This window comes from Siminovitchia sediminis, assembly GCF_042680885.1.
GTDB lineage: Bacteria > Bacillota > Bacilli > Bacillales > Bacillaceae_C > Siminovitchia > Siminovitchia sediminis.
Genome location: NZ_JBHUEO010000023.1, coordinates 1 through 15,486, shown reverse-complemented (window position 1 = coordinate 15,486; position 15,486 = coordinate 1). Strand labels below are relative to the sequence as shown.

Annotated in this window: 16 protein-coding genes; 6 read left to right on the top strand and 10 right to left on the bottom strand. The window is 42.5% G+C overall.

Annotated elements, in window-relative coordinates; genetic code table 11:
• Positions 1-195 precede the first annotated feature (195 nt).
• The 3 genes from fabF to ACFSCZ_RS09410 form a co-directional block, all read right to left on the bottom strand.
• Positions 196-1,434, bottom strand: coding sequence for a beta-ketoacyl-ACP synthase II (fabF, locus tag ACFSCZ_RS09420; RefSeq protein WP_380773671.1), 1,239 nt, complete (start codon positions 1,432-1,434; stop codon positions 196-198).
• A gap of 46 nt (positions 1,435-1,480) precedes the next feature.
• Complete coding sequence (locus ACFSCZ_RS09415) at positions 1,481-2,413, bottom strand: beta-ketoacyl-ACP synthase III (protein ID WP_380773670.1); 933 nt, start codon at positions 2,411-2,413, stop codon at positions 1,481-1,483.
• 98 nt (positions 2,414-2,511) lie between these two features.
• Complete coding sequence (locus ACFSCZ_RS09410; protein WP_380773669.1) at positions 2,512-3,069, bottom strand: hypothetical protein; 558 nt, start codon at positions 3,067-3,069, stop codon at positions 2,512-2,514.
• Positions 3,070-3,248: 179 nt separating this feature from the next.
• Between ACFSCZ_RS09410 and ACFSCZ_RS09405 the strand changes: the two genes are divergently transcribed.
• Positions 3,249-3,431: a YjzD family protein gene (locus ACFSCZ_RS09405; protein ID WP_380773668.1), complete on the top strand. Its 183-nt coding sequence runs from the start codon at positions 3,249-3,251 to the stop codon at positions 3,429-3,431.
• A gap of 70 nt (positions 3,432-3,501) precedes the next feature.
• Here the strand turns inward: ACFSCZ_RS09405 and clpB are convergent, their stop codons facing one another.
• The 4 genes from clpB to yjfP form a co-directional block, all read right to left on the bottom strand.
• On the bottom strand, positions 3,502-6,096 hold the full coding sequence (gene clpB / locus ACFSCZ_RS09400) for an ATP-dependent chaperone ClpB (RefSeq protein WP_380773666.1): 2,595 nt from the start codon (positions 6,094-6,096) through the stop codon (positions 3,502-3,504).
• Entirely contained in the window at positions 6,086-6,232 is a 147-nt protein-coding gene (locus tag ACFSCZ_RS09395) for a hypothetical protein (protein ID WP_380773664.1), read from the bottom strand. Before ACFSCZ_RS09395 ends, clpB begins: the two co-directional genes overlap by 11 nt.
• A 24-nt stretch (positions 6,233-6,256) precedes the next feature.
• The gene (locus ACFSCZ_RS09390) at positions 6,257-6,565 is read right to left on the bottom strand and encodes a metal-sulfur cluster assembly factor (RefSeq protein WP_380773663.1); all 309 of its coding nucleotides are present in this window, start codon (positions 6,563-6,565) and stop codon (positions 6,257-6,259) included.
• A gap of 79 nt (positions 6,566-6,644) precedes the next feature.
• Complete coding sequence (gene yjfP, locus ACFSCZ_RS09385) at positions 6,645-7,409, bottom strand: esterase (protein WP_380773662.1); 765 nt, start codon at positions 7,407-7,409, stop codon at positions 6,645-6,647.
• A gap of 171 nt (positions 7,410-7,580) precedes the next feature.
• Between yjfP and ACFSCZ_RS09380 the strand changes: the two genes are divergently transcribed.
• Positions 7,581-7,730, top strand: a complete 150-nt coding sequence (locus ACFSCZ_RS09380; RefSeq protein ID WP_380773661.1) for a competence protein — start codon at positions 7,581-7,583, stop codon at positions 7,728-7,730.
• Between the two features lie 4 nt (positions 7,731-7,734).
• On the top strand, positions 7,735-7,911 hold the full coding sequence (locus ACFSCZ_RS09375) for a DUF3813 domain-containing protein (protein ID WP_380773660.1): 177 nt from the start codon (positions 7,735-7,737) through the stop codon (positions 7,909-7,911).
• Between the two features lie 32 nt (positions 7,912-7,943).
• Here ACFSCZ_RS09375 and ACFSCZ_RS09370 read toward each other — a convergent pair whose 3' ends face one another.
• On the bottom strand, positions 7,944-8,798 hold the full coding sequence (locus tag ACFSCZ_RS09370; RefSeq protein WP_380773658.1) for a YitT family protein: 855 nt from the start codon (positions 8,796-8,798) through the stop codon (positions 7,944-7,946).
• Between the two features lie 119 nt (positions 8,799-8,917).
• Here ACFSCZ_RS09370 and ACFSCZ_RS09365 point away from each other — a divergent pair, with 119 nt between their 5' ends.
• The 3 genes from ACFSCZ_RS09365 (at position 8,918) to ACFSCZ_RS09355 (ending at position 11,557) form a co-directional block, all read left to right on the top strand.
• Positions 8,918-9,778 (top strand): DegV family protein, encoded by an 861-nt coding sequence (locus ACFSCZ_RS09365; protein WP_380773656.1) that lies wholly within the window; start codon positions 8,918-8,920, stop codon positions 9,776-9,778.
• Between the two features lie 335 nt (positions 9,779-10,113).
• Positions 10,114-10,605, top strand: a complete 492-nt coding sequence (locus ACFSCZ_RS09360) for a YajQ family cyclic di-GMP-binding protein (RefSeq protein ID WP_380773655.1) — start codon at positions 10,114-10,116, stop codon at positions 10,603-10,605.
• 88 nt (positions 10,606-10,693) lie between these two features.
• Entirely contained in the window at positions 10,694-11,557 is an 864-nt protein-coding gene (locus tag ACFSCZ_RS09355; protein ID WP_380773654.1) for an SDR family oxidoreductase, read from the top strand.
• A gap of 234 nt (positions 11,558-11,791) precedes the next feature.
• Here the strand turns inward: ACFSCZ_RS09355 and ACFSCZ_RS09350 are convergent, their stop codons facing one another.
• Entirely contained in the window at positions 11,792-13,309 is a 1,518-nt protein-coding gene (locus ACFSCZ_RS09350; protein WP_380773653.1) for an alpha-amylase family glycosyl hydrolase, read from the bottom strand.
• A gap of 59 nt (positions 13,310-13,368) precedes the next feature.
• Positions 13,369-15,051, bottom strand: a complete 1,683-nt coding sequence (locus tag ACFSCZ_RS09345; RefSeq protein WP_380773652.1) for an EAL domain-containing protein — start codon at positions 15,049-15,051, stop codon at positions 13,369-13,371.
• Positions 15,052-15,486: the final 435 nt, after the last annotated feature.

The window sequence follows — 15,486 nt, the reverse complement described above, 5'->3', positions numbered from 1 at the left end:
CCCTTCGCCCTTGTTATTCACAACCTAAACCATTGGCGTGTTTGTCAAGGGCGATTGCGTGAGTTAACCACCCAACCACTGATAGAAATCTAGTGAGTTTTCATAGAACTTTTGACATTACCTCCTATCGTACGGGTAAAAAATAAGAAAGTGAAAAAAAATACAGCCCTCAATTCCGGACTGTATTTTTATATATTAAGAACTAAATTTTTTAAATGCGATGGTGGCGTTATGTCCGCCAAATCCGAGCGAATTACTGATAACAGCCTGAACCTCCTGTTTGCGGGCTTCATTTTGCACATAGTCCAGGTCACAGTCAGGATCAGCTGTTTCATAATTGGTCGTCGGCGGAAGGATTCCATCCCTGATAGCTAAAACAGAGAAGATTGCCTCCACCCCGCCAGCAGCGCCGAGAAGGTGTCCTGTCATTGATTTGGTAGAACTCATCGCCAGTTTGTATGCATGGTCTCCGAAAACTTCTTTGACAGCCATTGTCTCATACTTATCGTTGTACGGTGTGCTTGTACCATGAGCATTAATATAATCAATGTCTTCAGGAGCCATCCCGGCATCATCCAAGGCCATTTTCATTGCGCGTGCACCGCCCTCGCCTCCAGGAGCCGGAGCAGTAATATGGTAGGCATCACCCGTTGAGCCATAACCGACAATTTCTGCATAAATGTTGGCACCGCGTTTTAATGCATGCTCCAGGTCCTCTAATACAACGATACCTGCCCCCTCTCCGATGACAAAACCGTCCCGGTTCAAATCAAACGGTCTGCTCGCTGTCTCCGGATCGGGATTTGTTGAAAGTGCGGTGTTCGCACAAAAACCTGCAACGGACATTTGAGTAATAGGAGCTTCAGTGCCGCCGGCTATCATAGCATCGGCATCACCGCGCTGGATGACCTTAAAGGCATCTCCAATGGAATTTGTACCTGTTGCGCAGGCTGTCACGGTACAGGCATTGACCCCTTTTGCACCCAAATAAATGGATACTTGTCCCGTGGCCATATCCGGAATCATCATTGGAACGAAAAACGGACTTACACGGCGGTAACCTCTTTTTTGAAAGACTTCAAATTGCTTTTCGAGTGTCTCCATTCCGCCTATGCCTGAACCGATCCATACACCTATGCGTTCTGCATTGCTGTCGTCGATCTTCAGTCCTGCATCCTTTACAGCCATTAATGCTGATGCCAGCGCATAATGGGTAAATCGGTCCATCTTGCGGGCGTCTTTTCTTTCAATATAATCTTCTATGTTAAAATCTTTCACTTCAGCAGCTACCTTAGCTGAATAATTGTCAGGATCCAACCTTGTCATCGGTCCAATTCCCGATGTCCCCGATAAAATCCCTTTCCACGTGGATTCCACATCATTTCCAACGGGTGAGACAGTGCCTAATCCTGTTACTACAACTCTTCTCTTCAATTTTTTCTCATCTCCTTCATGCACTCTTGAGAAGACTATTTTTTTCTTACCGTCCCCATCTGATGGCAATGGCCCCCCAAGTTAGGCCGCCGCCAAAACCAACCATAACCACTAAATCATCGTCCTTAATTCTTCCTGCTTCCACTTCGTCGGCGATGACCATTGGAATGGACGCGGAAGATGTATTGCCATATTTGTGAATCATTTTGGACATTTTTTCCTCGGGCAATTCCAGCCTTTGTCTTGCTGCTTCCATAATACGAATGTTAGCCTGATGAGGAATCAGCAAGTCTACATCATTTTTTGTCAGTCCTGCTTTCTCTAATACTTTAACAGATGACTCACCCATCTGTCTTACCGCAAACTTAAAAACTTCCCGGCCATTCATTTGAATATATTGATCATGGTAAAGATGCTTGCCTCCTGTACCATCTGCTCCCAGTTCAAAGGAGAGTACACCGCGTCCTTCTGAAACCGGCCCCATGACTACAGCGCCGGCACCATCCCCGAAAAGAACGGCCGTATTTCTATCAGACCAATCGGTAATCTTAGACAGCTTCTCTACCCCTACAACTAAAATATGCTTGCAGCTTTGCGTTTCGATAAACTGTTTTGCTGTTGATACAGCGTACATAAACCCTGCACAAGCAGCGCTGACATCCATGGCAGATGCATGCGTACAGCCCAGTTTTGCCTGAAGCATACACGCAACAGACGGAAAAGAATAATCCGGAGTGACTGTTGCCACCAGGATCATATCCACCTCCTCAGGCCTGATACCCGCATCGTCAAGAGCCTGTTTCGCTGCTTCATATCCCATATCTGACGTATCCACATCATCCGATGCAATTCTTCTTTCTTCAATACCAGTACGGGTACGAATCCACTCATCAGAAGTGTCCATCATCGTTTCCAGTTCATGATTGGTCATTACCCGTTCGGGTATGTACTTTCCTACTCCTATAATTCCTGCGTTCATGGAAAATTCCCTTCTTTCCGTTATATATCCACAAAGAGATTGTTATCTTATATTAAGACTTGGTACTAATTATAACATTTGCCGGGAAATCTGTCACATTATTTTATTTCCATCAAGTTTTTGTTTTGAATGAATTCGACTACTTTTTCTGCCGCTTTTCCTACATCTGCCACTCGAAGGAAATCCTGTTCCTCATCTCGATATACAGATGGGGATAGATAATATTCCTCCAGCTTATCCATAGAGTCTGCCCACTTTTTCAGGGATAATGAGAAAGGAGCGTGGTTCCGATGAGTTGCGGGAGGCTGTATTACCAAGAAAAAAGGAGAACGGATATTGAGGTTCCTCATTCTTTCCAGCGATAAAATAAATTGATTTTGAACGCCTTCATTTTGCCCCTCGTAATAGTCAACTGCAGGTAATATATAAAGACATTCCTCATTCTCCGGAAGACAGTGATCTATGTCTTCAACTCCGGTTAACTCAAAATACCCCAAATTTGCATTTCTGGCGATCATAAGCCAATGATCTTCCTGCTCTTCGGTTATCCACAGCCGATGGTCGATACCATATACTTTATATCCGTTATCCAGAAGCCTGGAACATAATTCAAAACCCATGCGCTGCCTGGCACCAAATATAACCGCTGATTTCATGGCCGCAACCCCCTTATTTTATTTACTACTTCATCGTATGCATGTTCCGAATGCCTGAACTCTTTTTCTCCTTAAAAAATGAGTAATTGTATCATATGAGAAACTTATGCTATAATATCTTGGTGGATAATCGATGATTGATAGAATAAATAGTGAAGCTTTTGAATGGAGTGAAAATATTGAGATACTTGGCAACCCTTTTTTGGACACTGATTCTCGTTCACATGTTAATGTATGTTGCTGGATCCATGCTTGGAGCATCCTATGATTTTGGTACGGCAACCATATTGGGAATTATTGCTTTCATCTTAGTCATGATCGTTTCTGCTTTTATACCTGAACAGCCCGCAGAAGAACAATAACTCGCCCTCAAACGGCGAGTTATTTTTTATTTATAAAATCGGCAGGCGCCCTGCTCATCCAATGAATGTTTCAATTCTTTATGCGAATGATTAATTCTTCATTTTCGTATGCGACAACAACTGTATCAAAAGGGTGGACATGCCCTGATATGATTTCCTTCGCAAGGCGTGTTTCAATATTGCTTTGCAAATACCTCTTTAACGGCCTTGCTCCGTAAACCGGATCATAGGCTTCACGTGCAATATACTCTCTTGCAGCTTCTGTCATTTCCAGTTGGATATGCTGGTCCTGGAGTCTTGCCTGCAGTTCCTTGGCAAGCTTTGAGACAATGCCTTTGATGTTTTCCATACTTAGAGGTTTAAACAGAATAATATCATCAATTCTGTTTAAGAATTCCGGTCTGAAAGACGACCTCAGCTGACCAAGAACAGCATCTTTCGTTTCTTCGTCAATCTGGTCTTCGTTTTGCTCTCTTTCCAATAGAAACGCGGAACCGATATTAGATGTCATAATAATGACTGTATTTTTAAAATCAATCCGTCTGCCTTGCGAATCAGTAACTCTGCCATCATCCAGAACTTGAAGCAGGATATTAAATACCTCGGGGTGGGCTTTTTCTATCTCGTCCAGCAAAATCACAGAATACGGCTTTCTTCTAACAGCTTCTGTCAATTGACCGCCTTCCTCATAACCAACATATCCCGGAGGCGCTCCAATCAACCGGGACACCGCATGCTTTTCCATATATTCGGACATATCCAATCGAATCATTTGTTCTTCACTATCAAACAGCGTAGCGGCCAGTGCTTTGGCCAATTCCGTCTTCCCGACACCTGTTGGACCAAGAAAAATAAATGAACCGATGGGACGGTTGGGGTCTTTAATACCGGCTCTAGCCCGCAAAACCGCATTGCTGACAAGCTCTACTGCCTCATCCTGGCCAATCACACGCTCATGCAGGATGCTTTCAAGCCGCAGGAGTTTTTCTCTTTCGCCTTCCATCAGTTTTGTTATAGGGATACCTGTCCATCTTGAAATGACTTCGGCGACTTCATCCTCCGTTACTTCTTCTTTGACTAGTCTGGATTCGTTCCGTTCCTGGCTTTCCAACTCCTTGAGCTCTTTTTCTAAGGCCGGAATGCGGCCATGGCGAAGTTCTGCCGCCCGATTCAGATCATATTCATTTTCTGCCTCTTCAAGCTCTCGACGAAGCTTATCCAGTTCTTCCCTTTTTTCCTGTATATAGGAGATTTCCTTTTTTTCCTGCTCCCATTTGGCCTTCATCTCATTTGCTTTCTCTTTAAAATCAGCCAGGTCTTTTTGCAATAGCTCCAATCGTTCTTTGCTTGCCTCATCTTCCTCTTTTCCAAGAGCAGCTTCCTCAATTTCAAGCTGCATGACCTTTCGGGTAATTTCATCCAATTCACTGGGCATCGAATCGATTTCTACGCGAATATTGGCACAGGCTTCATCTATCACATCAATGGCCTTGTCCGGTAAATAACGATCTGTAATATAACGGTCGGACAACGTTGAAGCTGCCACCAGAGCCCGGTCATGAATATTAACGCCATGATGGATTTCAAACCGCTCCTTCAGACCGCGCAGAATAGAGATCGTATCTTCCATCGTAGGCTCGGGTACCAGGACTTTTTGAAAACGCCTCTCCAAAGCAGCATCCTTCTCAATATACTGTCGGTATTCATCTAGCGTTGTTGCCCCGATGCAATGCAATTCTCCCCTGGCGAGCATGGGTTTCAGCATATTCCCCGCATCCATGGAGCCTTCTGCTTTACCGGCACCGACAATTGTATGGAGTTCATCAATAAACAGTAAAATTTCGCCTTCGCTTTTTTTCACTTCCTGCAATACAGCTTTAAGGCGCTCTTCAAATTCCCCCCGGAATTTTGCACCTGCTATGAGTGAGCCCATATCCAGAGCATAAATGGTTTTGTTCCTCAATCCTTCCGGAACATCTTTTCTTACAATTCTTTGGGCAAGGCCTTCGACAATAGCTGTTTTTCCGACACCCGGCTCACCAATCAGCACCGGGTTGTTTTTTGTTTTCCGAGAAAGTATTCGAATCACATTTCTGATTTCCTGATCACGGCCGATCACCGGATCCAATTTTCCCGATCTCACTTCAGCCACAAGATCGCGCCCATATTTTTTCAAGACTTCATAAGTGGCTTCCGGGTTTTGTGTTTCCACTTTCCGTCCCCCTCTGATTTTATTTATTTCGTTCCTGATATTTTTTTTCGTCAAACCAAGGTCGGAAAGATAGCGGGTCACTCCAGAATTTGGCATTTCCATAATAGCAAGAGCAAAATGCTCTACAGATAAGTATTGATCCTCAAATTCTCTCATTTCTTCTTCTGCCTTGGTAATGAGCGAGGATAAAGAATTGCTTACATATTGTCCTCCCTGAACCCCTTCACCTGTTACTTGAGGCTTTTGCTCCAACATTTTATCCAGTTCCAGTTGAATCTGGTTTTTTGTGATTCCCAACCGCTCGTATAAGGTCGACAGCAGGCTTTCTCCCCGATCGACCAGTGCCTTCCAAACATGCGGAATATCCAGTTCAGGATGATGAAGGTTTCTTGCCAATTGCTGGGCTTCAGCAAAAGCTTCTTGTACTGACATAGTCATTTTACTAAGATCCATGTAATTCCTCCTTATCCGCTCCCCTTTTCACAGGAAAAAGCGAAGCTGCCAAAGGAGCTTCGCTCATATCATTTCCATTCAGCAGAATGGCAAAACGGTTGTGAATTTTTACTTGTCCAGTTACAGCACCCGGCAATAACCAGGCGCTCCTGCCTTTCTATTAAGTCACACCAAGTGCAATTTTTGCATACCGTGACATTTTGTCCTTGGACCACGGCGGATCCCAAACAATATTGACATCCACTTCTTTGACTTCCGGAATATCCGCCAATGCTGCATTCACCTGGTCCACAATTACCGGGCCCAGAGGACAGCCGATGGATGTCAGCGTCATCGTTACTTTGGCCAGGCCATTTTCATCGAGGTCTACATCATAAACAAGCCCAAGATTCACAATATCTATACCAAGCTCTGGATCGATCACTTGTTCCAACGCACCGTACATATTTTCTTTCAATGCCTCATCCATTGATCCCCACTCCTTTCAAATGGCTTACTCATTCTTATCATACCAAATTCCTTGTGAATTCAAACTGATATGTTTTCAATCATAAATATTTACTGAACCAATCCACTGTTTTCAGCAATGCTTCCCGCGTTACTTTATGCTGTGCCTGTTCATCTGCGAGAAAATAGAGATGTTCCGGATATTTTTTATAATCCGGCTTAATTTTTTCATAAAAATCAAAAGTGGGCTGAAACGGTACAACCTGATCCAGTTTTCCATGCCAAAGAAAAAGCGGCCTTCCAGCCAGCATTTCAGGCCGGGCACTGATATCATATGAACGAAGATTAGCATAGATTTCTTCCATTTCCTGCTCGGAATACGGAATGGTAAGACCTGCTCTTATCAAAGCTGCAGTCTGCTCACGTGCAAATTTTTCATAGTTGGGACTTCCCATCAATGAAACAGCCGCCTTAATCCATTCATATTGAGTAAGAGCTCCAAACATGGTAATGCTGCCCATAGATGTACCGACAACACCAATTTGACTGCTGATCAGTTGTGTCCTGGCCAGCTCCTCTTTTATTTCACCCATTTCTTTGATCGACTGAAGGACAATGTCCCAAAAAGCTAAAATCAATTGGTCTGGTTTCCTGCCGTCACTGCGTGCTCCATGCAGGTTTGCGTCAGGCAAAATCACACGAAAACCCTTTTCTGCCAAAAGATACCCAAAATGAAGGTTATGCTCTTTGGCAGACGTGATCCCATGCAGAAAGAAGACAGCCGGAAGTTGTTTTTCTTTACAGCCCTCTTTGACAACATGGAGAACAGGAACATTTTTAATCGTTTCATTATGAATTTCAATCAAGGGACTCTCTCCTTCTGCTGAACATGTATTATTATCGTATCATTCCTTTCTTTTTCTTATCAATGATTTTCATTCTGTCATTAATTCCCCGCTTTTTTTTTCACTCATCTGCCTACAATAATCATTGAACGCCTTAAGCGTTCTCCCCAACCAAACAGAGGCGGTGTGATGATGGCAAAAAACAGTAAATCCAGGCGTTTTACGTATCAGGGAAAAAATTCTGTTGAACAGCATGCACAACGTTTTCCATATCGATCCACATTTGACGAAGTTGAAAAGAAAAAAGTGGACTCTATAGGAAACACATCGTTTGGAGGGTGATCAGATGGGCAAGAACAAACTGTTTCAAGAAGCAAGACATTTTGTTGAGCAGGCGATGGAAAACCCGTCCGCGGAAGCTGTTGATATAGCGAAAAATTCACTTTCGTCGGCCTATGCCAATTCCACTTTGGCACAACAGCGGCAATTGAGGCGTCTGCAAAAACAGCTGGACAGTTTGTAGCAACCGATTAAATAGGGAGCTCTGCTCCCTATTTAATCTTTTCGGAAGAGGCCAAAAACAGCAGCTGTTTCTACAATATTGGTGAAGGCATCCGGATCAGTCTTTTTGATGATATGCTCGAGTTCATATAATTCATAGCGGGTAATCACTATCATGAGCATGTCTTTTTCTTGATTGGAAAAAGCTCCTTTAGCAGGGAGAATGGTCATCCCTCTGACAAGCCTTTGATGAATAGCTTGTTTAAGTTCTTTTGCTTTTTTGGTAACAATCATAGCAGTAACTTTTTGGTGGCGAGTGTGGATCGCATCAATGACTCTTGTGGATGCATAAACCGAAAGCAGCGTATATAATGCTTTATCCCATCCATAAAGCGCGCCCGCTGTCAGAATAATGACTGCATTCAATAGAAAGAAGTACGTCCCTACCGATTTATCACTCATTCTGGACAGTACCATGGAAATAATATCAAGGCCGCCGGTAGAAGCCCCTACCTTGAGCGTAATTCCAATTTCTATCGCAGTAATGACTCCTCCAAAAACAGCGTACAGCATAATATCAGCCGTTTGGGTCCGAACGGGGATTAGTTCAAGAAACAAAGACGTAACGGCTACAGAAATAAAACTGTACACGGTAAAAGATCTTCCTACTTTTACCCAGCCCAGAATTGCAACAGGAATATTCAGTAAAAGCAGCAACGTTCCGGTGGACACATTCAACGGTGTAAATTCACTGATAATCCTTGATAAGAGCTGTGCCGCACCAGCAAATCCGCTGGCATATACGTTGGACGGAATAAGAAAGTAATTCATGGCAATAGCTGTAAATCCTGCACCGGCCAAAATAACTGCCAGTTTTTTAAATACTTCCCACATAGAATAATGACTCATCATGAACACCCGCATTTCTACCAATTTATCGTTGAGGTTTCTCATAAAAGCAGATACACTATAAGAAATAGTAAAGGATAAAGTGTGTTAAATTATCTTTTCACAGGGGGTGTTATTTTATGTCACTGAAACTTTTTGCTGACAGTGCCTGCGACCTTCCGGTTTCTTTTTTTGAAGAACATCAGATACAGCTCGTCACTCTTCAGGTACATATTGATGACCAGGAATATAAAGACCTGGTGAATATCCAGCCGCAACAGGTATATGATGCCATCAGAAACGGCAAAACGCCCAAGACTTCCCAAGCTTCTCCACAACAGCTCCATGAGTTATTCACTGAGCTTGCGAAATCCGGCCAAAGCGGATTATACATAGCCATGTCTTCAGGTCTTTCCGGAACCTACCAAACGGCTGTCATGGTAAAGGAACAAGTTAAAGAGGAATTTCCTGATCTTGACCTCACAGTTCTAGATTCCAAGGCGGTTTCACTGGGATATGGTCTGATTGTTATGGCTGTAGCCGAAAAGATCCAAAACAACGAACCGAAGGAAGAAATCATTCGATTTGCGGAGGCAAGCTGTAAACGGATCGAGCATTTATTTACAATAGGAGATTTGGAGTTTCTGGCTAAAGGCGGCCGGTTATCGAAATCGTCCGCATTTTTCGGAGGATTGCTGAATATTAGACCATTTCTCCATGTCGAGGAAGGAAAACTTGTTCCACTGGAGAAAATTCGAGGCAAAAAGAAGCTATTTAAAAAAATACTCGATACGATGGAAGAACGCGGTGTCGATCTTGAGAACCAGATGATTGGCATCAGCCATGGTGATGACGAAGAATCAGCTCTTGAATTAAAAGGGATGATTGAGGAGCGTTTCGGAACAAAAAAGTTTTATATTAAACTCATTGGGGCAACCGTTGCCTCCCATGCGGGTCTTGGTACCCTGGCTGTTTTTTTCTTCAATGAGAGGAACCGGTAAATCATTCATCATGATTAGTTCATCCTCCTTTCGAACATACTAAAGAAAATGACCGAAGGGAGTTACATTTATGCGCTATAATACATCAGACAATGATAAAAAAGCCAGGGACAACCAGGCTCATCGTGAAGTAAAAAATATACTGCGGGAAGAAAATCGGAAAGCCGGCCAACGACAGTACTCTAAAAAAAACAGATCATCTATAAATGAAGTTACGCGGCTTGCATCCTGATTTACAGGATGGGGCCGCGTTTTTTTATGTATCTAAAATTCCTGTACTTGGCTCTTTACCCTGGTTAGCCTATAATGATAGAAAAATAGTCCGGAGGTAAATGATGGCAAAGGAAAATTCTTTTGATATTGTATCCAAGGTAGACTTGTCAGAAGTATCAAATGCAATCAATATTGCAATGAAGGAAATCCAAAATCGTTACGACTTTAAAGGCAGCAAGAGCCAGATTACACTGGAAAATGACGAGCTGGTTATTATTTCGGACGATGAATTTAAACTTTCCCAAGTAAAGGATGTACTCTTGAGCAAACTGATCAAACGTGAAGTGCCTGTGAAGAATATACAATATGGAAAAGTGGAAAGTGCACTTGGTGGAACAGTACGACAACGGGGAAAGCTTGTACAGGGAATTGACAAGGACAATGCGAAGAAAATCAATACGATTATTAAAGACAGCCGCCTAAAAGTCAAAAGCCAGATCCAGGATGATCAAATCCGGGTGACAGGGAAAAACCGTGATGACTTGCAGCAAATTATTCAAGCCATCCGTTCCGCAGATTTGCCGATTGACGTCCAATTTATCAACTATCGATGATTTATCCCCTCTGGAATATTTCAAAAGCGAATGGGTAAATGATACATGTACCCATTCACTTTTTTGATTGCCTAAGGAGGGAAAATACATGAGTGATAGTCAAAAGCAAACCATGCCCAAACAGGTTCAGCATCAACAGCCGGGTGTAGAGTCGGAAATGATACCTGTTCCAAAAACGGTGGATCCAAATTATCAAGGGAGCGGTAAGCTCAATGGAAAAACCGCTATTATCACCGGCGGGGACAGTGGTATAGGAAAATCTACAGCTGTTTATTTTGCCAAAGAAGGAGCGGATGTGGCAATTTGTTATTTGAAAGAAGATGCTGATGCCGAGAAGACAAAAAGTCTTGTAGAAGAGGAAGGCAAAAAGTGTCTCCTGATCAAAGGAGACATCGGTGATGAAAAGCATTGCCAGAAGGTTGTAGACCGGGTCATACAAGAGTTGGGAAAGATCGATATACTGGTAAATAATGCAGGAGAGCAGCATCCTCAAAAGAGTTTGCTGAACATAACGGATGAACAGCTGCAAAAAACGTTCAGAACAAATGTCTTTTCTATGTTTTATTTGACAAAAGCAGTCCTTCCCCATTTAAAGAAAGGAAGCAGTATCATTAACACCGCATCTATTACTGCGTATAAAGGCAGTCCGGGATTAATTGATTATTCCGCAACAAAAGGGGCGATCGTATCGTTTACACGATCTCTGTCCGAGAACTTGGCTGAACAGGGTATTCGTGTTAATGGTGTAGCACCGGGACCTATTTGGACCCCGCTGATCCCATCTACCTTTTCTTCTGATCATGTTGAAACATTTGGTTCAAGCCAACCAATGAAAAGACCGGGTCAGCCTTATGAACTTGCACCTGCTTATGTGTATTTGGCATCCAACGATTCCAGCTATGTCTCAGGGCAAATGATTCATGTCAACGGCGGTGAAGTTCTTAACGGCTAAAGATCCAGCGGCTGCGGGCTCTCCACCCGGAAAATGTATGGTTGAGTTCACGGTGAGACAAAATTTACCTTTATCCTTAACAGGGAGGCAGTTTATAAACCCCACGGGTTCCCTTGTTCCGGATAATGGTGGATGAAGAAACATGACTTTTAACCTTACAAACCAAGGACCCCATCAAAAAAAGACGAAGGAACCTATAAAGGTTTCTCCGTCTTTTTTTAAATGCTCTTGTTTTTATTCATATGGATTTCGCTTTTTGCCTCTTTTCCAGGCAAGGTACATAAAGATTCCGAAAACCACAAATACCAAAGGAATGGAGAATATGAACGGAAGATTGAAGCCTGTCTGGTCTGCAAGCTTGTACACCTCCATCATTTCTCTATCCACTACAATGTTATATTCACCGTTGCTGCTTTTGACTAAGTCCGAGGCGAACATTCCCCGTAATTCCTTCCCCTCTTCCAATTTAGAGACTGGAACACTGACCGTCTGATCTTGTGTCGTATTATTTATAGCAACAACGATTGTGTCACCCTCATATTCTCTTTTAAAGACAAGCATTCCGTCTTTTTCATGCAAAAGTTCCATCGACCCATGCCGCAGTGTTTTTTCTTCCTGCCTAAGGGTTCCAACTTTTCCTATAAATTCAAGGAATTCTTCATCTGTACGGAAATTCATTAATGGAACGTTATCTGGCGGCATATCACCATTGAGAGCAATTTCTGTTCCGTAAAAAACAATCGGTACTTCCGGTTGTGTATAGAGATAGAATAATGCAGATTTCCAGCGTGCAATGGGATATTGATTATTTTCTACCATATCTTTTGTATACCTGACCGAATATTTGCTGTCAAATTGCAATGCCAAAGATTGGGGATTGGGATACAAATCTACATTCTTTTCCCATCTGTCCAATAATGCTCCTGCAGACACATCAATATTGGAGTATGCATCCCTTGCTTCCATCGACAAAGGGGTGTCAACGACTCCATCAATCCCAGCTTCCTGATATTTTGAAAGATCCGCATTTTTTCCATCCATGACGGTACCTGACAAGTAAAAGGAAGAATTCTTTTCTTTTACAGCAGCAGAAAACTTCTCCCAAAATTCCAGTGGAGCCTGTTCAATGCCCGAAAGGGAAAAACCGTCTACATTGGTTTCATCCATCCACCATAATGCTGCTTCAATGAGATAATCCTGTACTTCCTCATTCTCCAGATCAAGTAACGGCAATCCTTCTAACCACTCAATTTCCTGGTCCTCTGCTTCCTTTAACCAATGTTCTTTTGAAGGATCGCTTGTCCAAGGATGCTTGGGCCCAATATGTGTAGTTACAAACTCAAACATAACTTTCATATCTTTACTATGTGCTTCTTCTACGAGAGATTGTAAATCTTCAATAGTACCAAAATGCGGATCAGTCTGATAAAAGTCAATAACCCTTTCACCGTGATAGCCCATTTCATCATTTTGGAAAACTGGTGACAGCATGATCGTTGTGAAACCCATGTCTTTTAAATAGTCCAGCTTTCTCTCAATTCCACGAAAGTCACCGCCTTGGAATGCATGAGAGGGATCAGTTAAGTCGACTCCTTCATCGTTTTGATTGTCACCATTGTTAAATCTGTCAATCATGAGTGAATAGATAATCTCATCTTCCCACGTACGTCCTTCTTTTTTATCGGCACCGGCTGAAAAGGCAGATGAAAAAAGAAGAAACGGAATAAGCAGGAAAACCAGGTTTTTTTTCAATTCCGTAACCTCCCCTATACTAATACGCCTTTAAGATTAGCCTTTTCAACAGTGCTTCGTCAATGTAATCTCTGTGAATCTTTGTCCCTTTTTTTCAGCCAGGACGAAAATCGCCTTGCTTCCAGCGGTTTTTGAATAAAATATCCCTGAACAAAGTCACATCCCATTCCCGAAAGCATCGACATTTGATGATTTGATTCAACACCTTCTGCCACTACTTGAAGACCCATCCGCTGTCCCATAGACAGGATCGCATGGACGATAGCCAGATCTTTGGAATCCCCATGTAAATGCTGAATAAAGGATCGGTCAATCTTTAAAGAATGTACAGGAAAATCTTTTAAATAACTGAATGAAGAAAAGCCGGTGCCGAAATCATCAATGGAAAGGCGCACGCCCATGGTTCTTAATTCCTTCAGCATCGTCACAAGTTCCCCGGAACGTTCCAGCATGATGCTTTCCGTAAGTTCCAGATGTAAATACTGAGCTTTAAGGCCGGATTCTTTTAATGCCTCTTTTACATAATCAAGAAATTTTGAATCGTTCAGCTGACAGGCTGATACATTCACAAACACACTTATGCTGGAATATCCGGCTTTGTGCCACTCCTTGACTTGCCGGCAGGCGTTGTTTAATACCCATCTTCCCAGCGGTTGAATCAATCCTGTCTCTTCCGCTATGGGGATAAAGTCCATTGGCGAAACGATTCCCCACTTCGGATGCCGCCAGCGAATTAACGCTTCACACCCCTTCATTTGACCTGTGGAGGAGTAAATAATGGGCTGATACACAAGAAAAAATTGGTTATTTTCAACCCCTCTTCGTAAACACCTTTCCAGATCTGCCCGCTTCTCCATCTCCATATTCATCTGATCGGTATGAAACACAATATTTTGGTGGGTACCTGCTTTTGCATAGTATAATGCAATCCTTCCGTTTTTCAGAAGCTGCTGTGGACTGTTACCGGCTATTGGATAGCAGCAGACGCCTATGGCAGCTGCAGGATAAAATTCTTGTCCACTCACATAAATAGATTTTTGGATAGTTTCAATGATCTGTTCACATACTTTTTTGATCTCTTTCCGCTCTTTCATTTCTTCCAGCAAAACTGCTGCAGTATAGGTTGAAATTCTTGCAATCCACGTCTGTTTAGGAAGTACAGATTCCAGCCGTTTTCTGATTTCTTCAAAAGCCTGCATATCTCCAGATTTTCCTAAGGTTTCTTTGACCTTGTGAAGGCCGTTGATTTGGATGAGTACTATAGAAAAATGATTTGGAGTTCGATCCGCCCGGTTTAATTTTTGAGCGAGTTGATATTCAAATCCTTCTCTATCCAATAACCTGGATGGCTTATGTAATTCTCTTGTCCGTTGACCACGTTTCAGTTTTCTGCCTATAAATAAAATCCCATGGAGTATACCTGAAATATTTATGGAATGCAGGTGAAATTCGTATGTCTCATAATCGCCTTGCAATGTTTTTATATCAGCTTTTGTTTTGACCGGGCGGGCCTTTGCTTTCTCTGCCTGCTTGAGAATATCGTACAGATCTTCCTGTTGATCTGCCGAAAACAGCAAATGAAAAGATGTGCCGATCAGATTTTCTTCATGGTCCCCGATAACCTGTAGGCAGACGGGATTGGCCATTGTAATGCGTCCGTTCGTATCACAGATAAAAATTATATCTGTTTCATTCTCTTTGACTGTTTGCAGGAATCGATTGGTTCTGGAAGACTTATACAATATGCTCTCATCCTTTTCTGCTCATACAGTTATTCTAGGAAGTTTCGTTGTTTTTCCCTATTTTTTTCCCAAATTCGAACCTGGTATCCTATTGATCTTACATTTATTACTTTTTTGTAGATGGGGAGATTCGGCCGTGCAGCCAAGGATTCCATCCCATATCACCCAGTAAAAAAGACCGTTATAGCTTGCATGGCCATTGGATTCATTTACCATTCTTTAATTATTGTAAGATGCACCTTTCGTCCTGTCATCTGTATTTTTGCCTGTTCATTTTCAAAACAAAAAAACCGCTGAACATCAGCGGTTTTCAGGCTGTCGAGAAACCCTCGACAGCCTTTTTAATTATTTATAATATTTGTTCTTTCATCGTTTTAATTTGTTAAAATAAAAATAACAAAATATGGCGGTGATAAAGTTGCTCCATACAAAATC